This window comes from Pseudomonas fortuita, from assembly GCF_026898135.2.
Taxonomy (GTDB): domain Bacteria; phylum Pseudomonadota; class Gammaproteobacteria; order Pseudomonadales; family Pseudomonadaceae; genus Aquipseudomonas; species Aquipseudomonas fortuita.
The window spans coordinates 3,660,803-3,683,450 of record NZ_CP114035.2 but is presented as its reverse complement, the minus strand read 5'-3'; the positions used below and the strand labels follow the sequence as shown (position 1 = coordinate 3,683,450).

General features: G+C 53.2%; 16 protein-coding genes. 8 read left to right on the top strand and 8 right to left on the bottom strand.

Going from position 1 to position 22,648, the window contains the following annotated elements; genetic code table 11:
- Positions 1–461: 461 nt before the first annotated feature.
- Positions 462–1,841, top strand: coding sequence for a trimethylamine monooxygenase (locus tag OZ911_RS16760; RefSeq protein WP_023047061.1), 1,380 nt, complete (start codon positions 462–464; stop codon positions 1,839–1,841).
- Positions 1,842–2,050: 209 nt separating this feature from the next.
- Here the strand turns inward: OZ911_RS16760 and OZ911_RS16755 are convergent, their stop codons facing one another.
- The 6 genes from OZ911_RS16755 to OZ911_RS16730 form a co-directional block, all read right to left on the bottom strand.
- On the bottom strand, positions 2,051–4,597 hold the full coding sequence (locus OZ911_RS16755) for a TniQ family protein (protein WP_158246729.1): 2,547 nt from the start codon (positions 4,595–4,597) through the stop codon (positions 2,051–2,053).
- On the bottom strand, positions 4,590–5,537 hold the full coding sequence (locus tag OZ911_RS16750; protein ID WP_012314154.1) for a TniB family NTP-binding protein: 948 nt from the start codon (positions 5,535–5,537) through the stop codon (positions 4,590–4,592). Before OZ911_RS16750 ends, OZ911_RS16755 begins: the two co-directional genes overlap by 8 nt.
- Before the next feature lie 93 nt (positions 5,538–5,630).
- Positions 5,631–7,511, bottom strand: coding sequence for a TnsB C-terminal domain-containing protein (locus tag OZ911_RS16745; RefSeq protein ID WP_012314155.1), 1,881 nt, complete (start codon positions 7,509–7,511; stop codon positions 5,631–5,633).
- Positions 7,508–8,143, bottom strand: coding sequence for a hypothetical protein (locus tag OZ911_RS16740; RefSeq protein WP_042111387.1), 636 nt, complete (start codon positions 8,141–8,143; stop codon positions 7,508–7,510). Before OZ911_RS16740 ends, OZ911_RS16745 begins: the two co-directional genes overlap by 4 nt.
- Positions 8,144–8,575: 432 nt before the next feature.
- Entirely contained in the window at positions 8,576–8,827 is a 252-nt protein-coding gene (locus OZ911_RS16735; RefSeq protein WP_012314157.1) for a hypothetical protein, read from the bottom strand.
- A 179-nt stretch (positions 8,828–9,006) separates the two neighbouring features.
- A complete protein-coding gene (locus OZ911_RS16730; RefSeq protein WP_012314158.1) occupies positions 9,007–9,708 on the bottom strand; it encodes a hypothetical protein in 702 nt (233 codons plus the stop codon).
- A gap of 1,015 nt (positions 9,709–10,723) precedes the next feature.
- Between OZ911_RS16730 and OZ911_RS16725 the strand changes: the two genes are divergently transcribed.
- The 3 genes from OZ911_RS16725 to OZ911_RS16715 all read left to right on the top strand — a co-directional run bounded on the left by OZ911_RS16725 (position 10,724) and on the right by OZ911_RS16715 (position 13,927).
- Positions 10,724–11,872, top strand: coding sequence for a hypothetical protein (locus OZ911_RS16725; RefSeq protein ID WP_012314159.1), 1,149 nt, complete (start codon positions 10,724–10,726; stop codon positions 11,870–11,872).
- A gap of 1,572 nt (positions 11,873–13,444) precedes the next feature.
- Complete coding sequence (locus OZ911_RS16720; RefSeq protein ID WP_012314161.1) at positions 13,445–13,633, top strand: antitoxin Xre/MbcA/ParS toxin-binding domain-containing protein; 189 nt, start codon at positions 13,445–13,447, stop codon at positions 13,631–13,633.
- A 135-nt stretch (positions 13,634–13,768) separates the two neighbouring features.
- The gene (locus tag OZ911_RS16715; protein ID WP_173857510.1) at positions 13,769–13,927 is read left to right on the top strand and encodes a hypothetical protein; all 159 of its coding nucleotides are present in this window, start codon (positions 13,769–13,771) and stop codon (positions 13,925–13,927) included.
- A 136-nt stretch (positions 13,928–14,063) separates the two neighbouring features.
- Here OZ911_RS16715 and OZ911_RS16710 read toward each other — a convergent pair whose 3' ends face one another.
- Together OZ911_RS16710 and OZ911_RS16705 are read right to left on the bottom strand one after the other, a co-directional pair.
- A complete protein-coding gene (locus OZ911_RS16710; RefSeq protein WP_042111389.1) occupies positions 14,064–14,486 on the bottom strand; it encodes a hypothetical protein in 423 nt (140 codons plus the stop codon).
- A 340-nt stretch (positions 14,487–14,826) separates the two neighbouring features.
- Positions 14,827–15,801 (bottom strand): DNA-binding protein, encoded by a 975-nt coding sequence (locus OZ911_RS16705; RefSeq protein WP_012314163.1) that lies wholly within the window; start codon positions 15,799–15,801, stop codon positions 14,827–14,829.
- A 172-nt stretch (positions 15,802–15,973) separates the two neighbouring features.
- On the opposite strand from OZ911_RS16705, the gene OZ911_RS16700 reads away from it, so the two are divergent.
- The 4 genes from OZ911_RS16700 to OZ911_RS16685 all read left to right on the top strand — a co-directional run bounded on the left by OZ911_RS16700 (position 15,974) and on the right by OZ911_RS16685 (position 22,626).
- The gene (locus OZ911_RS16700) at positions 15,974–16,882 is read left to right on the top strand and encodes a site-specific integrase (protein ID WP_042111950.1); all 909 of its coding nucleotides are present in this window, start codon (positions 15,974–15,976) and stop codon (positions 16,880–16,882) included.
- A gap of 404 nt (positions 16,883–17,286) precedes the next feature.
- A complete protein-coding gene (locus OZ911_RS16695; RefSeq protein ID WP_012314165.1) occupies positions 17,287–19,449 on the top strand; it encodes a DEAD/DEAH box helicase in 2,163 nt (720 codons plus the stop codon).
- Positions 19,446–20,126, top strand: coding sequence for a DUF2290 domain-containing protein (locus OZ911_RS16690; RefSeq protein WP_012314166.1), 681 nt, complete (start codon positions 19,446–19,448; stop codon positions 20,124–20,126). The genes OZ911_RS16695 and OZ911_RS16690 overlap by 4 nt, the downstream gene beginning before the upstream one ends.
- Before the next feature lie 415 nt (positions 20,127–20,541).
- Positions 20,542–22,626 (top strand): hypothetical protein, encoded by a 2,085-nt coding sequence (locus OZ911_RS16685; protein WP_146018917.1) that lies wholly within the window; start codon positions 20,542–20,544, stop codon positions 22,624–22,626.
- Positions 22,627–22,648: the final 22 nt, after the last annotated feature.

Sequence of the window (22,648 nt, the reverse complement as noted above, 5' to 3'; positions counted from 1 at the left end):
CGTAGTTTGTCTCTGCAAGTTTTTTTCATCGTTGCGATGAGGCGAGCCCGAGGACGAACGTACGCAAAGGCCGTACTTCGTGCTGTCTTGGCTGCCGGGGGCGGGGCCGCAAACCTTGCTATCCCCACCCCCATCCGTTATAGATAAAAAAGAAACCATAAAGAAAAGAGGCCATTTCAGCCCCCCATGCACGAGATCACACGTATCTTCCGCCCTTCAGGCCCCCATTTCGCGCCTTGCGCAGATGGATACGGGCCCGCCCCCATGACCCTCTCTCCGCTTTCGAATCTGTACCACGTGTTGTCGATTCCGCCGGTCAACATTCTGCTGACCCAGATGCGCAAACGCCCCGTCCCCCCACCTGCACCGTAGCGCCTGAATTTCACCACCCCCCGGTCTTTTGCCGTTTGGGGTTGGGGAGCCTTTGCATTTTTTCAGCGTTCAACTGTTCAGGAATCACTATGACTCTTCGTGTCGCTATCATCGGTGCCGGCCCGTCCGGCCTTGCGCAACTGCGTGCCTTCCAATCCGCCCATGCCCAGGGCGCGCCCATGCCCGAAATCGTGTGCTTCGAAAAACAGGCCGATTGGGGCGGTATGTGGAACTACACCTGGCGCACTGGCCTCGACCAGCATGGCGAGCCGGTGCACGGCAGCATGTACCGCTACCTGTGGTCCAACGGCCCCAAGGAATGCCTGGAGTTCGCCGATTACAGCTTTGATGAGCATTTTGGCCGGCCGATTTCCTCGTACCCGCCGCGCGAGGTGCTGTGGGACTACATTCAGGGCCGCGTAAACAAGGCTGGGGTGCGCGACTACATCCGCTTCAACACGGTGGTCAAGCATGTCAGCTTCGATGAAAGCACCCGCGAGTTCACCGTCAGCGCCCACGACTACGGCGCGGGGCTTGGCATCGAGCAGGTGTTCGATTATGTGGTGGTGGCCAGCGGGCACTTTTCTACCCCGCACGTGCCGGAGTTCGAAGGCTTCGAACGTTTCACCGGGCGTATCCTGCACGCTCACGACTTTCGCGAAGCCATGGAATTCCACGGCCAGGACCTGCTCATTGTCGGCAGCAGCTACTCGGCCGAAGACATCGGCTCGCAGTGCTACAAGTACGGTGCGCGCTCGATCACCACGGCCTACCGTACCCAGCCGATGGGCTACAAATGGCCCAAGGGCTGGGAAGAGCGCCCGCAACTGGTCCGCGTCGAAAACGACCTGGCGTTCTTCGCCGATGGCTCGAACAAGCGCGTAGATGCGATCATCCTGTGCACGGGCTACCAGCATCACTTCCCGTTCCTGCCCGATGAACTCACCCTCAAGACCAACAACCGCCTGTGGCCTGCCGGCTTGTACCAAGGCGTGGTGTGGGAGCAAAACCCGCAACTGCTTTACCTGGGCATGCAGGACCTGTGGTACAGCTTCAACCTGTTCGATGCACAGGCGTGGTTTGCTCGTGACTACATGCTGGGGCGCATCAAGCTGCCGGCCAAGGCGGTCATGCAGGCTGACAGTGCGCGCTGGCGCGAGGATGAGGAGCGGCTGGCAACTACTGCTTCGATGTATGAATTCCAGGGCCGATACATCAAGCACCTGATCGAGCAGACGGATTACCCGCGCTTCGACATCGATGCGGTGAACCGCATCTTCCTGCAATGGAAGACCGACAAGAAGCACGACATCATGGGCTACCGTGACAAATCCTACCGCTCGGTCATCACCGGCACCAAAGCAGTGCCTCACCATACCCGCTGGATGCAGGCCATGGACGACTCGATGCAGGAGTACCTGCGCGAAACGGACGGCAAGCAAGCAGAGGTGAAGGTGCTGCGCAGGTAGCCGCCGAGCCTGACCTCGTGATCAGGATGCGCGGCTAGCGGGGAAGTCCCCATTTTTCAATCTGACGGTGAATTTTGCCCTTTGAATTACATAGGAATGCCAAAATGACTTAACAGTTGACTGTCAAGTTTCTCTGAGTTTTGTCGAAAACAGTCACAGTAAGAGCCAAATCATGCCAAAGATTTGAGATCTAAAATTAAGAGAATTAATTATTTTTCTGAGGATTTAAGGGACTTGATGTAGTCATGTACATCTTTTTTTGACAGCAAAGGGGTCGTTGTGGCAGAAGATAACGGGTAGCGCGCGATGAGTTTACCTGTTTTAATTAGAGCTTCTGCAAACTTAGGTTTTAGAATGAGATTGGCTTGTGGGCAAGTGTAATAGTTACTAAGGATTTCATCAATTTTATTTTTGTCGATAGGGGTGATGAATTTTAATTTGTTAATGGTGATAATTTTAATAGTGCCTGGCTTGCTGAATAAGTTGTAAAATGCAAGAGGGCTTATGTTGTGGGATTTGATAACGCTCTGTAAATTGTGTAGATTTAGTTTGAGGCAGTGATCTAGGCCTGCTCGGTGTTTTGCAGGTGGTTGGTTCTTTTCGGGGGAGGTATTTCTAATGAAAAAAGGAGAATTTGTTAAGGATTCAATAGAATATAAGCGCGAGCGCGAGATGTCCAGTGGACTTCCTGTGATTGGCGCAATTCCAAGCTGAGAAAGAGCTTTGACGATTTTTGAAGGGGTAATGCCTAACCAATCGGCTAAAGTAGCTGCTCTCACATAAAGCTCATAAAATTCATTAACTGACGAGCTGGTTATTAGCCGACGTTTACGTGTCAGGTGATAAATAGACTTCAAAAGGTTGCGATTTGCCATTGAAGCTATTGCTGCGGCGTCTACGTGAAGAAGTTTGGCAGTTTCAGTGATCGTTAGGCCATTTCCATCTTCTATAGTTGCTCCTTTAGCGGTCTTGTTCTGCAAGTTCTTGAAACTGTCTTTAGAATAAAAGATACAGGGCGTGCCATCTACCTCAGGACTGCGGACTGGAACTATATTGAGTTCAGCTGCTTTGCTAGATTGGCGATTTATAGCGCATCCAAGTAGGTTTGCTGCATCGCGTGAGTTGAAATGTTTATCAAGAAACGTATCAATGGATTCTTTGCTAACCGAGAAGCCATTTTTGGTTTCGAAAGTATAAGCGCCTTTTAATAGCCCCTTCGAAACTAGACTTCGTATTACCATTCTGCTCCTTCCCATGTAGCACGCACCCTCTGTAACCGTAAGCCAAGTTTCGGTGGGTGAGTCTGAAATCATGGGAAGGTTAAGTGTGCGTACAGGCGGAGGAGTTACGGAGGAGTTGCAGTAGGCTATGATTGCTGAATGATCTTTCCGGTGTATCAATTTTTCTTGTAATAGCCGACTTCTGCAGCTAGGGGGCAAAATTCTAAGCGCTGCTCGCGCCTTGAAGATGCGTGATGTTGTAAGGTTGTGGCTGGCTGCTAATAGCTCAATTGACGTTAAGTCATCGTCAAACCGAGATACGGATTCGGTAGTGATAACTAATTTGCTGGTCGGAGTTCGCAGTCCGGTTAAAAGACCTTCGTTCAAGATCTCGCGGAGCATCTTTAGGCTAATGCATAATTTTTGCATTGTCTCGTATCTTGACAGATGTAGCGGTAGTGCTGGGCTTGCCTTTAGTTTGCCGATGTTGAGACGGAATTTTAACGCCGCGTCAGAAATAGCGAGCGCCTGACGCCAAGTGTACGGGCCACGGTCACTAACTTTTACAACAGATGAGACGAATGCAGGCCAGTGTGGCATCGGGATTTTAAGCCACGCCATGAGTTGTGAGCTGATAAGTATGAACTCTATAGGTTTACCTTTCTTAGCATTTAAGCTGTTATCTTTGTATTGCAGGGGCGGTTTTTCCTCACTGCAGCGGTGGCGTAATACGCGTAACACTGAGTTCTGCATCATAGGGTGTGGGATTCGAGAGAATTTAGCGAACAGCACCCGGGCGGGTATGTCTGGATAAAGGGTGCGAAATTTCTTAAGGTTTTCTTCTATCAGTGATTGGCATTCGTCGATAACGCCTATTGCAATACCCAAAATGGCTCGGCCTGTTGAGCTCTGCCAGTCACACGCAAATGAATTTGTAATGGATATTAAAATTTTTTGCAATGCGTCGAATTTTTCCTGGTCATGGGTTCGGAATATTTTAAGCAAAAATTGCTCAATCACCGTGTCCGCTGGGTCGCAGGGAGGCGACTTGAGGACGCAACCGCATTGGCATTTGTCCTCTATCGGCTTCCACCATTTAATTGATTTTTTGCAGCGTGGGCATATCAGAATGTATTGAGTGTGGTGGAATGGGCAAAATGTGCTTAGTTTTATGTCTATTATGAAGTGTTCCTTGCCTTCTTTCCAGCAGTTAGAGCAAAATGCATTGTTGCGTGCTCTTATGTACTTTCTAGGCACTTTTATGCCGCTGATTATCAATGAAGATGTCACTACCTCATCTGGTGCGGGCGGGTAGAAACCATTGAGGACTAGGTCTCGAAGATGGCCAGCCTCCTCAGCCATTTTCATTATTGCTGGATTGTCTTGACAAATAGGAGCAGAGCTAATGGAGGTAGTGCCCAAGATTTTGAAAATTTCACGCCCGTAAAAACATCCATGTTTAAATGCCATGCGTTTAAGTATGCTGGTGGGGCTTTCTTCCGCTTGTGGGATAGGAATAAATAGTAAGTTATTCATCAGGGTCTCCATCTTTTTCGTTTATTATTTCTTTGAGCTCCGAGTAGCTGAGTGTGAAAGGGTTGGTCGCGCTTAGGCGTTCGGGCAGATCAATATATTCAGTGGCGATTAGGAAGTCATTTGCAGTAAGGGACATGGTTCCGTTACGATTGAGGCAATATTTTAGGGCGTCGCTGATAATAAGGCGCAGTGTCCCGATGTTACCATTGGTGGCAACGTATAACGCCGATGCAATAGCTCGGTCGTTCAGATGCGCCCCAAGACCGAGCGGTGTTAGCTGGTACATACTGGAGTCAAGTTTTTGGAGCATCGAATAAAACTCAGAATCCGGCCCTTCTGAGTAATGGAAGTTATTCAACTCTACTAGGTATGGATAACGGCGTGCAAAAGCTCTGTTGTTGTCACGAATATTTATGCACTCTTCGGTGCCCGAAAGAATAATTGGAATCCGGAGTGTATTCAAAAGAGAAACTATCCATGCTAACGAGTCAACCCGAACGTTTTCCCCGGCGGTGACGCACAGGCGTTGAATTTCGTCGAGAAAAATTACTTTGACACCTGCTGTGATCAAGCACGTGACGAGTTGGTGCGTCAGCTTTTCTCGTGTGCCCCCAGGTGTCCGATTGATCAACATGCGCAAGATATTAGTTATAAGGCCTTTGACGGTTGCTTGGGCAGGAACTTCGCAGTAGATTACTGGCATCCGTGTGTAGACACCGTCTTCCCTAACATCGTCGGGTTGGTGAAGGGTGCGAAAATAGTTGAGCAGCGTCGATTTTCCAAGCCCGCTAGGGGCAGAAAGTAAAGCACAAACTGGCCTCCCCAATGTTTGTGTGTTTTCAATCGCGTTCTGGATTTGCGAAAACGCTCGGCGAAAGCTTGGGTAGAAAATGATGGTTTTATCAAATGCGTGCAAGGCACTGGCCATGTCCGGTGTCATGATGACCTCCAAGGATATCTAGCCCTCACTGATCCACTGAAAGGTAGTGAAGGTAAATGCAGGTTTTTTCCCTTAATTTGATTTGCTGCTGCGTTAAATTCCAGGTGCCGAGTAATCATCTGGTGTGTCTTGATGATAGGGGTAATCCACTACAGGTTTCGTGCGTTGGATCAACTTACTTTTCTTCGGCTTGAGTTGCATTCCCTCTTTGCACTCTTCAATACGATGACGTTTGAGCCGATTTTTCTTGTTCTTAATATCGGAGATCTCACGCAGGATTTTGACCCTGGCTCTCCGTGCTACGCGAGAGTTAAATTTCTGCCGGTCTTCGCGCACGCGTTTTTGTATGAGCTTATGGAGGTGCAGGGTAAGGCCGTCTTGATAGTCAGCGTCTACCGCTTCTAATTCGAATACCTCTTCACGGTGATCAGGGTGGCAGACCCAAGCTTTTCCTAAATTGCTACGGTCGTAATAAACCAGTAGTTTCTTCTCTGTGGAATACTGATTAGCAAGGTAGCCGACCGCTGGGCCTGTCCAAAACAGCGAATCAAAGCGTAACCTTCCTTGGCTTGGCGTCGCTCTGAATGCTTGCCAAAAATGTTTGTTTAGTTCATCCGATGAGTATCGTTTTGGTTGAAAAAGAGCGTTGCTGTATTTCTCCCAGGCTTGCCGGGGTGAAATTCCGATGGTGCTGTGTCTCCGTTCAGCGTAAACCTCTGAAATCCATCGGCCAATAAATTCGACTAACTCGTCAAGTTGCAACATTGCTCGCTCCTCGGAGTCGTACTCGCCGCGATCAGCAGGGGCGGCAAAAGTCGTCCCTGGCATCAGGTGAATTAGCTCTTTGGAAAGAGTTCCGAAAAAAGCTTCGATGTGGGGCTTTTGGTTGGGAGAACCTGGTTCGCAGTAGCAGATTTCCCCGCCCAGCATCATGATAATGCGTTGTAAGTTTTCAGCTATGTACTCAGGTCCACCATCAAAAACGTAACGTTGGCCTACACCGCCATATGGATTGTCGCTAGACAAGGACAAACGAAGCGCTCTTAATGTGGTGTCCAAAGAGGGTGGATTGAATGATACAGCCCACGCGCAGATCATTCGGCTACAAACGTCCATAAAGGCGGTCAAGTATGGTCGCCCAATTACCTGGCCAAACTGATCGACTAATATTACATGCAGCATTTGGGTGTCGGCCTCTATCAGTTCCAAGACATGTGTTGCCCTACTGTGTTTAACGGACCAGTGGTGCTGCCGGCGGGCATACTTAACACCCTTCTGTGCGAGATCTTTTTCATAGCTATCGACTTCCCGTAAGATTCGATTCAAGGTCGAGCAGGACGGAGCTTTTAACTTGTCGTAGAGGGGGCGGGTCTCATTAACTTCGTCGAGTGTCTCGAGAATCGTGTCGATCACTTCGGTTTTTCGGGCAGGTTCCTCATTTAAGTAGTGGAGCTTAATTTCCGCCTCAATGATTTGTTGTACCTCGTGAGGCTGATTGTCTATCCGTTGCTTGAGTCTGGTTCGGGTCTTCGGTACTAGGCTAATATAGTTTTCTCCGCCGAGTCGCAGTTTGCGGACCCATCCCCGTACGGTATTCAGGCTTGGCGCGCTGATATCATTGATCTGTTGAGCAAGTTTGTGAATCAATGCTCGTGTCAGGACACTAGGCAGCCTGCCTGGGAAGCGATCATTGACCGGCTTCGTATAATGCTGCCGGCGGTTATATCCTTCTGCAATACGCTTGGGTAATCCAGCCAGAACAGCTGTAGGTTCATGTTGGATAGGTGCTTCTTGAACTTTTACAAGTCGACCACTTTTCCATGCCCCATAGAGTAGGGGCAAAGTGTTCCGCAGTATAGTTTTGGTGCCTTCGGTCGCTCGCAATTGGATGTGTTCACCGCGAATCTGGGTAACTTCGTAGCGGCAGCCGCGGTACTGGTAGCGCTCCCCGACTTTCATTTCGAACGCGTTCATGATTGCCTCCAAATGTGGGTCGACAGTGTCAACTTTTGATTGAGGTTGACCGACAGATGGCCTTGAAAAATTGCGTAACAGATATCTGAGGTGGCCACATCCATGTCTATAAGGGTCTTTAGATCCGTTCGGTTAGGTTGTACGTCACTCACCAATTGGCATACCCGCTGTGCAGAGCTTTCACTTCCAGCCAAGCTATGGTGGTAGAGGTACTGCAAGTTTTGGGTAATGATGGAATTGGGTAGTTGGGCATGCTCAATCCAGTGAAAGAAGTAGCCGCTATCCAGCAGCATGGTCTCCACTGCATTCATTGCTTGCTGTGCGTCAGGCATCTCCCGAAAACGCGGACTGAGCACCTTGTAATACACCCTTGATCCCGTTTTTAGATGAACCAGGAAGTCAGCATTGAACACGGTTGTGCCTCGGCAAAGGGTGGGCGGGCGGCATTCGTAGGCGATGACGTCCTTACGGTATTCAAGGTAAATGCACTGCTCGGCTTGCAGGACGTTGGCGCAGGCCACAGGGGTGTCATTCTTACGCGAATACAACAAGGTCACTCGTTTACCATGACAGCCCCTACGTAGTTCCTTGCGAGGCAAAAACTTGATTGCACTTTCGGCGGAGGTAATCATTGCTTGCTCCATTTGAGTGCGTTGACTCAAATCAATTGGGGGCAGCCGGTTGTGATGGCTGGTTCGCCAACGCAGTGGCTACAGTGGAGGCTGTGGTGCGTCCCTATGGCGAGACAGGTGATCACGATCGTAGAACGCCTGGCGGCGAGGACACCTCTATATTGCTGTCGAAACACACTTGGCATAGCCGTAGAAGTCTGCGAACTTCGGGATCGTACATCTGTTCAGACGTGGTCAACTGATAGCTCGGACCAGTAACATCAGTTGGTTGAGAAAAGTCGTTTGGTTACACAGTGAGTTGCTGTTCGACCAAATAAAAGCCAAACTGGTGGCAGTTAATTAGGCGGCCATGCCTGGTCGCCTTTGGCGATGTTCGTAGGCGCGTGATCTGCGCATGGACTGTATCTTCACAGTCGTCGGGATCAGCAGAAGCTAAAAAGTTGACCTTATCATCAGAGCCTCTAATTCTTTGGGTAGGACGCGGAAAAATGATTCTATGTAAGGTTTTTGATTGGGTGGAGCTGGTTCGCAGTAGTAGATTTCACAACCCAGCATCATGATCGTGCCTAGTATGTTTTTAGGTACATATTCAGCTGCTCTATCGACAATGTAATGTTGGGGTGCACCGCCATCTAGGTCGTCGCGAAGCACAGACTTTAATGCATGTTCAGAAGAGATAATCATTGTTTGCTCCTTTTGAGTGTGTCGATTCACATGAATTTTTGGGGGCAGGCGGCTGCAATAGCTTGCGTCACCGCCGTGACCGGAGTCGGCTCTGAGGTGCGTCCCAAAAGCGATACAGTTGCTCTCGATCGTAGAAGGTTTCTGTTAACGACCGCGTCCATCAGGTCAAGCCAGGCCCGTTAGGCTGCGCTTGACAGCAAAGGGGCATCACTAGCAGGCGAGCCGGTGGGGAGATGAGGCGGCATAGCTTTAGCTGTTGCGATTTCAGTTTCCGCTGTCAGTGGCCGGGTCAGGTCTGCAGCCAGGAAATGATGGAAGAGACCGTAGGCGACATCGTATTTTTGCATGCCCTGATGGAGCAGATAGTCAAGCGTCGCCCGCCCATGGGGTTGCTCTTTCAGCAATTGCTGAATGGCCGGGATCTGTGAGGCGGAACCGAGAGTGGCTTCGTGGTACAGGCGACGAAGTGAAGGGCAGTCCAGGCCGACATCGACCTGTTTCAAGGTGAGTCCAACATCTGCAAAACAGACGCGGCACTGCCGCAGAAGGCTGCGGATTTCGGGATCGTACCTCTGCTCGCGCGTGGTCAACTGATAATGCAAACAGGTCCCATCAGTCAGGCAAGCAACGTAGGTTGGATACACGGTGTAATGCTGATCGGTGAAGTGGAAGGCAAACGGACGGTTGGTATAAGCGTTAATTCGCCAGTCACATTCGAGGCGGATACAGAAGGAGGCGTGCCTTGGGTTGCAGGACATGATCAGGCCATTTTTCATGGACCGGAAATGCGCGAGGCGTGGTGTTGAGAGAATGCTCTTCCAAGAGGGGGGCTGAGTTACCGAGACACCGTTTGGAAGCATGCTGAAAGGATAAGTGAACATAGCTACCTCCTGATTTCTACGCACCAATCAATGTTGGCCGGTCGTTGTATGAAAGGGATCACCGCAATGAGCAGGACTGACCACAGAGAAGTTTGCTCCAGGACTCATCGCAGGATCCCTATGCGTTTTTGCATAGACTTCGCGTCTTCAGGAGAACGAGAGCACGTGCGTCCTTCGAAAGACGGTCAAAGCGGAAAAAATCATGCGGCGACGAGTAGCCGTCAGGGCTATGCACCCATCAGCGTCGGCACACGACCTGCCTACTTGCAACCGCGCCCACTTACGGAAGTGGGAAGGGAACGCGGGCATGGGCCTAATAAGGAGGCAGGGAGCGCTAAGTGAGGAGCCGATTACGAGAGAATTGAATGAGTAATGTTTCTTGGAATGGATATGTGCTCGGCGCTGCATGAGACAACGGGGGTCAACGACCCAAGGAGTCTTTCTCAAAGTTGCGAGTGTTTCTGCGAAGCGATAGGCCCAAATCACGTGTGAGCGTGCAGCCCAAGCAATTTGGGATGCGTAAATATCGGTACACGTTTCATCCCCTATCACCAGCTCCGCTCCAATTTGGTTCCGCTCCCAAAGGAAAGCTGCCTCAAATTGCGTTGCGGACGCTTTAGCGGTGGTTTGAGACGCTTTAAAGGACCAACGGCGCTCAGGAACACCCTGGCGCTGGCAAGCAGTTTTCCGGAGTGCAGGCATGTAGAGGATCTTATCGCGGCGCACCATGATGGTTCTCCAGGCTGGTCAAGTTAGGGTCGTTTTCCGCTTCGGATTCGTATTGTGGCTCACCCTGCTGGAGTTCTCGCAACGCAATATTTGGGAGTTTTGCGAAATCTTTTTCGTAGAAATGCCCAAATGATCGGGTTATGCTGTTTAAATATATGTATCGAGCTTTTTATTTTTAATTATTGTTACCGATTTTGAATTAATTTTTCCGGCCTTCATTACTTGGCTCTATCAATGGCCTCAAAAAGGTGTTTAATAAAGTGAACATCTAGTAGGGGGCGACGTCGTGAAGGCTACCGAGGGTGACGGCTTACCTTCCAATCTGCGAGGCACGATCAGAAGCATTTACGCGCGCATAGTGGCTCAAACACTGGCCAGCGCAGCGGATATCGTTGCGGCTCCAGCGCCATACGACGCCTTTGGGGAATATGGGAAGAGATTTGAAACGGTAGTTTTTGGCTTTGCCAGTGAAGGCTGTCGGGGTAAGTGGTCTCGCTTTTGCAGTGGAGTGATGATGTCGCTAAGGGTGCGTGAAGCGGCCTGCCGTGCCTTTCCCATCGTGTTGATGACACTGGCTAGCCCATTGTGGACTGTTCTGCTACATCTGGAGCAGGCAGCGCGGCTGCTAGATGCCTTGGGAAGAGGGAAGCGGCGGCCGAGTCGCCGATATCTGATCAAGATGCTTAATCAGCCATTACGCCGACTGCACATTAACCAGCGACCTTTTCTTGAAGCTTCGCCAACAGCGCGCCAGCGGTTGATGCTCCTTGGCGAGTGGCCGGTACTGTCCATCCAACTCGCCGTACTGGCGAGTCGGGCGCCTCAATACCAAACAACGCGGTGCTGGCTTGCTCGGCGATTCGCACTCGTCTTTTTACTGCACTGCCTGCATCCGAATGTGAGTTCAAGTGCCACTGCGTTATTTCTGGTGATCGATCAATTGATGCGCCGCGGTGTTCTATGGCCGGTACCGGGATGGCCGCAAGATGTGAAAGAATTTGAGGGCCGCCTGGCTCGCTTGGCCACATTAGAAGCGCAACTGCGTCTCGAGTATTGTTTGAGCGAAGCTGCAGCATTGCGCACGCTGCGCTTGATGTTTCATGATTTGAGTATCTTCAACAACCCCAAACCAGGCCAGCATTGTTGCGTACCGTTCGTTTCAGACTTGGCTCTGTTTAGTGCAGAGGGGGTGGAAGACTTAGCGGCTCCCGCTGTCGACGAATTGCTTGCGCGATGCGCGCGGCAACGACGATGGCGAGCTGACGCCGTCTTTACTTTCAAACGGTTGGCTTACACGACGGCATTTACACGCGTGCTGGAATACTGGCTGGAGCATGATGCATTAGCCCGGCAGGTGGATTGGAGTCAGCTTCGCCCTGGGGGTAAACGACGTCGCGGCAGCCCTCGACTTGTTGGTGGTCAGGGCCCACCTTGAAGGGGCGTGATGCCTAGATCAATTTGGGGGCAAGACTGCACATTTTTTCGCGCCGCTTTCCAGCCCTTATAGCTCAACAGGGGCGGGCCTTTCGTGGCTTGGCCAGGGATTTTTGGTGACGGGGTTCTGCACATTTTTTTTGCAGATATGTTCAGACCTTCATATGGGCATATCCCGGTAGTCATCTACTAGGCGTACACGGTTGACCAATTTGGCTTGGGCGGTGCTGACCTAGCCGGCTTTAGAAACCCGATCAGGAGTGCACAGCGATCAGGATTTCGTGAAACGGTACGACAACGCTATTCAACGATCGCTAGCGCCACATTAGGTGTCAGGCCATGCCTGCGCTGATGGGTGACCCTGTGGTGTTAGCTCTATCGTCTGTTGCTGACCGAGGAAAAACCCCTCGTTGAAGTCAACGCCAAGTGATGAATCTGCTCGTCAATTGAATAGCGTCCCATGCGCATCGCTTCAGGCTGCATCCAGTACCCACGCCAGGTCGTCCATCATGACATCTTGGAATCAGGCCTCTCAGGTAGCTATTGGATGAGCTGAACCAGAGCGCCATAGCGCAGTCATGCTGGCTGGGGACTAGCGTCGAAATGATGGCTGCCAATGGCGAAAACTGAGTTCGCCGTCGACCCCTTGATTATGTGGCTATGAACCTGTTTGTTCAAAGATCGATTACTCGAACCCAGGTGATCCCGAGAACATTGTCGAGATGCATGCGCTTATGGATGCTCTTGCCGCCCGCAGAATCTTCAAGCGTAATGGGACCACAAATCCCTCGCCGGTAGATAAAACCGCTCTCCTTACGGGGAACCGTGTCGTGCTCACTCCAGGCTTACGCCAAGGTTTCCAGATGCTCCAATCATCTGATGAACCGATCACAGGCAACCGTCTGTCTAGCGGCGAACAGTCCTCGGAAAACTCGCCCGGTTGGCCTGGGGTTCGGCGCCTGGAATGCGCATAGTTTTTTCTGTCGGATCACAGAGTCCTCAGGTTGAAACCCTTTTAAAATGTTCTTGCCTTTCACCAGCGCCGAACCCAACCTATCTCATCGCTGACTCGCTGGTGTCGTGAGTGCGTCAGCTGTTTAATGGCGCTATAGGAATTTAGAAATTAGCGATCAAAAATTGCCCCAGAGCTCCCGTGATGCAACGCTCGTTTACCACTTTTGTTATGCAACTGTGCTCAAAGCGGCGGATGTGCGTTACGACGTCCGTGGCTACCTCTTATCTGAGCTGGTCAGCCTTTGCTTAGGCAACCGCGCTACCTTACCTTGGGCCTATCGCGCCCGTTACGAACGCTACGTGCAAAGGGAGGCTATTGCGTTCGTGGAGTCGTTCACCGCTCAGTTGCTATTTGGCTCGGGACGATTCTCTCCCCATGAATACCGTTACAGGGTAAAGGACCGGCAGCCCTTGGGAGACATCTCCAATCGCAAACCAGACCTCCCCGATGCAGTTGGGGTTTACCACTCGGGCGTTATGCAGCATGACTGTATTTAGAATCCTCGTACTCAGCTCGCCATTTCCTGACAGGTGTTGGAGCCTAAAGCACCGCTGCTTCATGAGGCGTCGCGAACAAATTTTGATGACAGCTGAGCAAGTGTTCGGCAATCCTGAACTGGCTGAAGCATGGCTCACCAAGCAGGCGATTGGACTTAGCCGGCGTCTGCCGTGCATGCTCTTGGAAACTGATCAGGGGTACATGGAGGTTGCGGATTTCCTGGTACGGCTCGATTACGGTGTCTATTGATCACCACGTAAATTCTAGGTAGCAGTTGCTGCCTGTCCCGAGGCTGCCGCATTCGAGTAGCAGGCGACGAAGCGCTTGGGCAGGGTCGCTGAGCGTAATACTATCCACCTAAATGTCATGATACGCGGGGTGCCCATGAAGCAGATCAAACACGAACCCAAGCCTCTGATGACCGCCCGTTTGCAAGCAGAAGCACGCCAAGCACTGGCCAAGCGTAGCAACCAAAGTCGCTTTCTCGACATTGCTGCCTCCAAAGACCGTAGTTGGGAGCCTGTAGGGCGTCTGGCAGGTTAAGTCTACCTGCGAAAAAGCGCTTTCCCGGGTCCAATGCTGAGCCTGTTGTGTCAGCTGCTTCGCTTACGCTGGTAAACGTTTCGTAGTCTGGTGTGCCTAAGAATCGGGCGAGGCAGGGCAAACCGTTGGGCTCCAATCAACCCTGTAGCGCCCCATACGTCTCGCTTCGGGCGGCATCCAGTACCCGCCCCGGGTCGTTCATCATCACATCTTTCGGCATCTGGCCCCCCAGGTAGCTATTGGAAGAGCCGAACCAGAGCGCCATAGCCCAGTCAGGCTTGCAGGAGCCGAGCGTCGTGATGATGGCTGCCAATGACGAAAATGGGCGGAAGCTCGAAGCGGGGTCAAAGGCATAGAGGGGAAAGTATTCCTTGTCTTCATGAGCCAGCGAAAAGATGTTGCCCGCGCGCTTCCACTCCTTGAGTTCAAGAGTGCATTGCTCCGTGCTCAGCTGAGCCAGCACGGCAAACGCATCGGCAGTCAAGAAATCACCGCTTCTCAGGAGGCGTACTTTGCCCTTCTCCAGCATGGCCGTTTCACGGGAAAGGGTAGGGCGCATACACATGGATTTCCGTCTGGTGATCAGTGGCCGCCTACCACCCAATTTAACGATTTGATCCGTAAGCCCACAATCCGGCCTTGTGCGGGCAGGACCCAGTGTCGTGAGCAGGGACCGCCAGGTCGCTGTGACAGGCTAGCCTAGTGCTTGAGTGGTATGAGGCTATGCGGGAATTTTCTGTTCAAAAAGACTCGGTCGTCAGTTTTTTCTTCAGCGGCCCATGAAAATCTTCAGTTTTGAGTTTTTCCTGCATTTTTTCTTAACTTTCCTACCGAGTATGCGCTGAGGCACACACCTACGCTCGCCTGAGGGACGACTCCGCGCCAGGCTTGATCCGTCATTAAGGAATTGGACTGTCGGATGACCCCGGCTCGACCAAGCCTTGCAGGCGTGCCAGTTGTTGCGCCTGCGCACGCAGAAGGCGCTGGTCATGTCGGTGGGCGAGGAGGTAAGACCTGGACTTCTCGCGTAGCAAGGTGATCTCGCTCGCCATTATTTCTGCCTGCTGATGCGCCTGGTTCATGAGCAGCTTTTCGGCCGCCAAGTGCTGTTGCGCGGCGTTCAACTCACGCTCGAGCTGACGGAGCTGTTGCTGCTGGTAGCCCTGAGCGCCGGTCGAACGTTCCAGATCTCGGTAGAGTTGAGTCAGTTCTTCCTGGCGGACAGCGAGTTGTTCACGCAATCCCCGCACCTCGGTTTGTAACTGACTTAACTGCTGATCATGCCGCTGCAGTTCTTCCTGGCGTTGCAGTTGATGCTGTTGGCGAAAGTGCTCCAGCGATTCACGTGCCTGCTGGTGTTTGGTCTCGAGCGAGTGGATCGTCGTCGCACGCTCCTCGAGGAGCTGAAGCTGTTGCCGGCAGGCTTCTTCAAGGCGCCGTCGCTCGCCTTCGGCCAGTTGCAGTTGGCCCGTCAGTTGCACTTCCCGCAGACGCAACTGCCGATGGGCCTCCATCTCTGCGGTATGTGCCACTTGCAACTGCTCGAAGCGCGCGCCCTCTACCGCGCGCTGTTGCTGATAGGCCGCTTGTTGCCGCTCCAGGCGGGCGCGGTCGACGGCGACCGTCGCCTGCGCTTCACTCGCCAAACGCTCAGCTAGACTCTGCAGCAGCGCCTGCAATTCTTCCGACAGGTTCACCTGTGGCGGATGGGGTTCTGCCACGTCCAGTTCACGCAGGTAGCGAAGGATGGTGGTCTTCGAGCCCGTGTGGCCGAGTTCTGCACGCACGGCCTCGATACTGGGTGACAGACCACGGGCGAGGAGGGCATCCCGTGCTCGCTGCACGAGGGCTTTGTTGATTCCGGCGCGGGCCATGGGTCTGCTCCCACTTTTTCGTACTGTTCAAACAGTATGGAAGTACACGTGTACAGGTGCCCGATTCGGTACCAATAATCGGACAGACTGACGTTTGAGAAGCCCAGATTCTCGAACGTGATCACGCTGTTCAGGTTTTTTGGCAGTGAACGGGGTACAGCGGGAGGAAGGTGTGGACACTTTGCCCGAGCGCTATCTCCGGGCCGCGCGTCGCGCCAGTACCGAGCGGCGCTATGCTCAAGCCATTGCACACTTCGAGGCGGAGTGGGGCGGGTTGCTGCCGGCGTCCAGCGAAAGTGTGGTGCGCTACCTGGCCGCCTATGGGGCGCAATTGAGCAGCGGGACATTGCGCGTACACTTGGCGGCCTTGGCCCAGTGGCACCGGGCGCATGGTTTTAGCGATCCGACTAAGACGGCGCGGGTGCGCGATGTTTTGCGTGGCATCCAGGCACTGCACCTGCAGCCGCAGCAGCAGGCCGAGGCTCTGGCGTTAGAGGATTTGCAGGCCTGTGTCGACAGCCTTGAGGAGGCGCTGGTCAGTAGCGAGAAGGCGGTACGCCTGCGCGCCGCGCGGGATCGCGCCCTGCTTTTGCTGGGCTTTTGGCGGGCCTTACGCGGCGATGAACTGTGCCGGCTGCAGACTGAGCACCTACAGATACGCCGGGGAGAGGGGCTCGTGGTATTTTTGCCCAGCAGTAAAACTGATCGCAGCAATCGGGGTCGTCAGCTGAGTGTGCCGGCGCTGAAGCGACTGTGCCCGGTAACGGCCGTTGAGCAGTGGCTGGAGTGCAGTGGCATCCAGCACGGTCCACTGTTTCGCGCTGTCGATCGGTGGGGACACCTCTCGGCACAGGCGCTGAATCCCAACAGTATTTCGCGGCTGCTGCGGCAAATCATGTTCAGCAGCAGCGTTGATCCGCAGGGCTATTCGGGGCACTCCTTGCGTCGAGGCTTTGCCACCTGGGCGAGTGCGAATCAGTGGAATAGCAAAGCTCTGATGGACTATGTTGGGTGGCGCGACATCCAAACGGCAACCCGCTATATAGATAGCAAGGCGCCATTTGGCGCGTGGGCGGAGTAACGCGGTCAAAACGCTGCCTGCGGTACTCTGTTGCTGGGTCGTCGGCCCATCATTTCAGTGAGCACCACCTGGAACGGTACGCGCAATCTGGTAGTCGCCCTGAACACGGCTGACGGCTATGCCTCGGCCCAGGGCGACAGTCTTGAAGCGTGCAACTTGGCCAGGGACTGAGGGGCTCGGCTCTGTCTGCGTGGCGCTCTAGTGGTAGGAACCTCTTCCGTTCGCTTGCTCCAGTGCATCGTCCACCGTGTGATGCGCAGCAGGGTAATGGCCGTTTTAGCTGATTCAGCTACTCGCTTAGAGGCAGGGGAGGGGGTCGCTGTAGCCTTCTATTGTTCGTATACTCCTCGGCATGATTGTGTGAAGCAGTGTGCGACACTCACCCCTTTAGTCTGGATGCCTTTATGAATACAGTGGAGTTCACCCGAGGTACGAATGGCAAACCCGCTGCGTCTGCCGCCCTTGAAGACTGTTTGGCAAATACCATTGGTCTTGATGGTAGTTGTTTCTTCGGTTACCCATTGATTGCAACTCCCGAAGGCAAGTATTTCGTGGATGCGACTTTTTTGAATCCCGATAAAGGCGTCATTCTCTTCGATATAGTAGAAGGGCAGAATCTAGGCGACTATGCTGATCGTCAAGATGATCTCGTCAACAAGATCGAATCGAAGCTGAAACTGCATAAAGACCTGATGAAGGGGCGGAAGCTCCTGCCGCAGTTGCATGTCATCACCTTCGCGCCATCGTTGATCAATCTTGCAAGTCATGCGCAAGAAGATTACCCGCTGGCGAATGAGCACAATCTCGCGTCGCTGATACAGAGTTTGGAATGGGACAATGCGGATGATGAAATTTATCGCCTGACGACGTCGGCCATCGAGAGCCTGTCGTCAATCCGCAAGAGCCGCTCAAAACGTGAAGTGACGCGCGTCGACTCGCTCGGTGCGAAGCTGAAAAAGCTGGAAGACTCCATTGCCACCCTGGATTACCGGCAGAATCGTGCTGTCGTGGAGACCGTTGAAGGGGTACAGCGTATTCGCGGCTTGGCGGGCTCGGGTAAAACCATCGTGCTAGCGCTAAAAGCCGCTTACCTGCATACCCAACAGCCCGATTGGCGAATCGCCGTAACCTTTAACACTCGTTCTTTGAAGGGGCAGTTTAAACGGTTGATCAACAATTTCTGTATCGAGCAGAGTGGTGAAGAACCCGATTGGACCAAGCTTCGGATCTTGAATGCTTGGGGCGCTCCTGGCGGGGCGGAGCGAGATGGGATGTATTACGAAGCGTGCCGCCAGAGTGGCACTGATTTCTACGATTTTCGCACTGCCAGTAGCCACTTTGGTGGCAGCAATCGGGCGTTTGACGGCGCCTGTAAGGCCGCGCTCAGTAAAATCAACAAGTCGTTAGATGTCTACGACACCATTCTGGTAGATGAGGCGCAAGATTTTTCGCCGAGTTTCCTGCAGCTGTGCTATTCCATGCTTAAGGCGCCGAAGCGGCTGGTTTATGCGTACGATGAATTGCAAAACCTGTCCGGTACATCGCTGCCACCGCCTGAAGATCTGTTCGGAGCGGATGAAGAAGGGAATGCCCTGGTCTCGTTCGCCGGAGATCACCAGCAACGGCGAGACGTGATTCTGCAAAAATGCTATCGGAATTCGCGACCGGTGCTGGTCACCGCACATGCCTTGGGTTTCGGAGTCTACCGTGCTCCCCCAAAAATGGCGGAGACTGGCCTGGTGCAGATGTTTGAACAGCCTGCTCTATGGGGGGAGATCGGTTATCGCGTCCACACGGGCGACCTGAGAAAGGGCGCACGAGTGTCGTTGGAGCGAACCGATGAAACCAGTCCTCTGTTCCTCGAAACCCACTCGTCCATCGATGAGCTGGTGCAGATTATCAAGTTCAACAGTGAAGCCGAACAGAATGACTGGGTTGCCCAGCAGATCGAGAAGAACCTGAGTGAGGATGAGCTGCGTTACGATGATGTCATCGTGATCAACCCTAATCCAATCAACGCTCGTGAGCGCTGTGCCGCAATACGAAAGACCTTATTTGGTCGAGGTATTCAAAGCCACCTGGCCGGCGTCGATACTGACCAAGATGTCTTCTTCCGCTCTGATTTGGGCTCGGTGACCTTCACCGGTATCTATCGGGCCAAGGGTAACGAGGCCGGGATGGTGTACGTCATTAATGCACAGGAATGTGATGGCGTGGGTGCTGGATTGTCGACGCTGCGCAATCGACTGTTTACCGCAATTACCCGAAGCAAGGGTTGGGTACGGGTGGTTGGTCATGGACCTGGCATGGATGCGTTGGTGCAAGAGTATGCGCAGTTGAAGCAGCATCAGTATCGATTGGACATGGTCTACCCCACCGACGCGCAACTGAGTAAATTGCGTATTGTTCATCGTGATTTGTCGGAGCATGACAAGCAGCGCTTGGAGCAAAAGAAGTACAATGCGCAGGAGCTGACTCACGCCCTAGAAACGGGTGAACTGAATCCTGAGGATCTTGACGGTGAAACGCGAGCGAAATTGCTTGCGCTGTTGAGTGGCAATAAATGAGTCGACATGCGCCGGCGCGTGAGAAGGTCAGGCACGATCTGGAGTGTCTGACGGCTGAGCTCATAGGGCTCGGGCTAGCGGATGATCAAAATTTTCCTGCGATGAGACAAATCGGCCCTGATGTGTGGGAAGTTACTTTTCATGGTGCCGAGGCGATTTCTCTCGCCATGGGCGATATTGACTATGGTGATCTGTATCAGGAGCTTTTTGCCAACCGATCATTTTGCCTGAAGCTAATCGATGGTGGCCTGCTGCAGTTGTCGTATCGGTTTGACAGGGACTCTTTGGTCAAGCATCGGCTCGCCTACTATCCCTCGCCGAGCTTGCGTCCGTTTCAAGATGATCCGGAGGTTTATTTGCGCGAGGAGTTGTACGTGGATATTGTCAGTCGTCGCTTGGTTCCCTTTCCCATACGTTTCGATTATGACTTGGGCGCTACAAAGGATGTAGCGCATCCTTCCTGTCACCTGACGCTTGGGGATGTTGAAGGATGCCGTATCCCCGTGCACTGCCCACTCACGCCACGACAATTCATTGAGTTCATTGTCAGGAATTTTTATCAAACCGATAAGCACGAATTCATTTCGCGGTTTCCTGGTCACAAGCATTTTTTCGATGCCAGTATCAGTGTCAACGAGCAAAAGCTGATTCACTTGACCGTACCGGGAGCAGAATAGTCCGAAGGTTTCACTGCCCGTAGATCCCGGCAGCGTTCAGTTAGCTCTGGCCGTCTTCGGGCAAGATCACGCTGAGGATGCTGGCGCGGATTGATGCCCGAGCTCGGTCTGTCCTCAAGTGAGTGCAAACCAAGGCGTCCTCGATGGGAGGCAGGTGGTGCCAGTTAAACGCAGCTGGCGACCGAGCTCAACGGCAGGCCCGGCACGAGGGCAGGGTGGCTGTTCTGTTGGGCCAGCCTGCGTGAGGCTGCACCAGCCTTTCATGAGGCTCATCCGAAGGACTGTTTGGGTGACCCGAAGCGGTCAACAGGGTACTATCGCCGGTCATCTTATTAGCGGACGACCTGCCCGGTCTAGTCATTGTCTCAGGGCAATCGGCTACCGCAGTTGTCAAATTTAAAAGCGAGAATTTTCAGTGGGTGATGTAAGCACTCCGAATCCTGCGTTGGCGTTACTTGCCCCAGCTAAGCAACGTTTGACCATCCCTGCGCTAACCCTTGCTGAAGCTGACGAAATTCCAGTTGAGACACTGATACGCTTTGCCATGCGAGACGGTCGGCGTCCGCGTCCTATCTACACCGCCCATAAGTGGTTTGCCCGCCGCCTGCCCTCCGTGTTTCGAAGCTTGCTAATTGGAGTGACGAGTGCGCCGGGGGCTGACTTTGAATCGCTGTATTACGGAGCTGCTGACCTACAAGGGCTTACCGTATTGGACCCGTTTGTAGGTGGTGGCACCTCGGTATTTGAAGCCTTTCGCTTGGGTGCTAACGTCCACGGCTGCGATGTCGATCCAGTCGCGTGTGCAGTCAGTCAACTCGAGCTCGATGCTGCCGACATGCCGGATTTGCAACCGGCCCTGGAGCAACTCAAGGCACGCGTGGGACAAAAGGTGCTCGAGTTCCATCGCTCCGGTGATGATCTCGTACTGCATCATTTCTGGGTGCAGCATGTCAGTTGCCAGCAGTGTTCGACTAGCTTCGATGCTCACCCCAGCTACATCCTCGCCGATGACGGAAAAGTGCGTCATGCTGTGTGCGCGCACTGTGACGAAGTGGCGACGCTTGTCTCTGGCACGCGGGCGTTTGATTGTACCTCCTGCGGTCAACACACAGTGTGTGACGCAGGTCCGGGCAAGGGGGGGCGAGCGGCGTGTCCGAACTGTGGGCATGCGGAACCGTTGATTGACCACGGTCGTCGTAGCGGTGTCCCCGCTTGGCGGCTTTTTGCCGTCGAGACGATACCCCGCACCGATGACCGTCGGGTAGTGCCAATTGCCAATCGGGTGTTCAGGCGCGCCAGTGACGATGACCGTCAGCAGTACGCGGAGGCTTCCATGGTATTGCGCCGCGGTCTGGCCGAGGGCAGTCTCGCCTTACCGGCGGACCCGATTGAAGCTGAGGGTTGGTCTGATGAACGCTTGACCGCGTACGGCTACCGTCAATGGTCTCAGCTGTTCAATGACCGGCAACTTTTGCATTTGGCGTGGCTATTGAAAGAAATAACCGAATTGCCGGACCCGGTTCGATCATTCATAGCCATGGCATTCAGCGACCATCTGACGACTAACTGCATGATGGCTTCCTATGCTTATGGCTGGCGTCGTCTGACTCCACTCTTTTCTGTCCGCGCGTTTCGTCACATTCAACGGCCAGTGGAATTGAATCCTTGGGTCGAGCGGACGGGGCGAGGAAGCTTCCCTAACACTGTTCGTAAGTTGGGGCAGGCCGCCGCTTATGCTAGGTCCCCTAAAGAACCAAAGGCGACAGCGGAGTTCATTTCTGTTACGCGTCGATTGTCGAAGCGTCCAGGACGCATCCACCTCGGCAGCGCACGTGCACTGAGCTTTCTCAAAAGTGGCTCTGTCGACGTGGTCATGACAGACCCGCCTTACTTCGACAACATTGCGTATTCCGAGCTTGCTCAGTTCTTCACCCCTTGGCTGAAAGCACTGGGGGTGATCGGCAGTTTGCCCCGTGATCATGTCATGAGCGAGAGCCTGGTCGCACGCAAGCACCAGCCACAGAGTGTTCAACACTTCATCACCGGGCTGGGCGAGGCGTTCGCAGAGATTGAACGAGTACTGCGCCCCAAAGGGGTGGTAGCATTTAGCTATCGGCATACCGAAGCACCTGCGTGGTTAGCGCTAGCAGAGGCCATTGCTGCTACCGGCTTACACGTTACTCGTGTTCTGCCAATGCCTGGTGAAGTGGGTATGGGTTTGCATGGACAGGGCGAGCGCGGGCTGTGGGATGCCATCTTCATCCTGCGACGTGGCCGGCGTCTTGTGGGTGAGACGCAGGAACTGCTTGTCTCCCCAGCTGACCTCTTGGCCGCAGATGTGGCGGTTGCTGAATGGCGCGATCGATATGGTTGCCTGTCGATAGCCTTTAATGCAATTGACGCGATTGCTCTGAGGAGGGCCTTTCTTGTGGGGCAAGCCTTGGCCAAGAATAAAAAAGTCGGGCTTGATCACGTACCGCTCAAGGAGGCGTTGCGTTAGACAGCTCAATTGAAGTGGAAGG

What these genes read in the sequence shown, in the direction of transcription:
- OZ911_RS16760 (WP_023047061.1), top strand. Translation starts at nt 462, where the DNA reads ATGACTCTTCGTGTCGCTATCATCGGTGCCGGCCCGTCCGGCCTTGCG.
- OZ911_RS16755 (WP_158246729.1), bottom strand. Translation starts at nt 4,597, where the DNA reads ATGAATAACTTACTATTTATTCCTATCCCACAAGCGGAAGAAAGCCCC.
- OZ911_RS16750 (WP_012314154.1), bottom strand. Translation starts at nt 5,537, where the DNA reads ATGACACCGGACATGGCCAGTGCCTTGCACGCATTTGATAAAACCATC.
- OZ911_RS16745 (WP_012314155.1), bottom strand. Translation starts at nt 7,511, where the DNA reads ATGAACGCGTTCGAAATGAAAGTCGGGGAGCGCTACCAGTACCGCGGC.
- OZ911_RS16740 (WP_042111387.1), bottom strand. Translation starts at nt 8,143, where the DNA reads ATGATTACCTCCGCCGAAAGTGCAATCAAGTTTTTGCCTCGCAAGGAA.
- OZ911_RS16735 (WP_012314157.1), bottom strand. Translation starts at nt 8,827, where the DNA reads ATGATTATCTCTTCTGAACATGCATTAAAGTCTGTGCTTCGCGACGAC.
- OZ911_RS16730 (WP_012314158.1), bottom strand. Translation starts at nt 9,708, where the DNA reads ATGTTCACTTATCCTTTCAGCATGCTTCCAAACGGTGTCTCGGTAACT.
- OZ911_RS16720 (WP_012314161.1), top strand. Translation starts at nt 13,445, where the DNA reads ATGAGGCGTCGCGAACAAATTTTGATGACAGCTGAGCAAGTGTTCGGC.
- OZ911_RS16715 (WP_173857510.1), top strand. Translation starts at nt 13,769, where the DNA reads ATGAAGCAGATCAAACACGAACCCAAGCCTCTGATGACCGCCCGTTTG.
- OZ911_RS16710 (WP_042111389.1), bottom strand. Translation starts at nt 14,486, where the DNA reads ATGCGCCCTACCCTTTCCCGTGAAACGGCCATGCTGGAGAAGGGCAAA.
- OZ911_RS16705 (WP_012314163.1), bottom strand. Translation starts at nt 15,801, where the DNA reads ATGGCCCGCGCCGGAATCAACAAAGCCCTCGTGCAGCGAGCACGGGAT.
- OZ911_RS16695 (WP_012314165.1), top strand. Translation starts at nt 17,287, where the DNA reads ATGAATACAGTGGAGTTCACCCGAGGTACGAATGGCAAACCCGCTGCG.
- OZ911_RS16690 (WP_012314166.1), top strand. Translation starts at nt 19,446, where the DNA reads ATGAGTCGACATGCGCCGGCGCGTGAGAAGGTCAGGCACGATCTGGAG.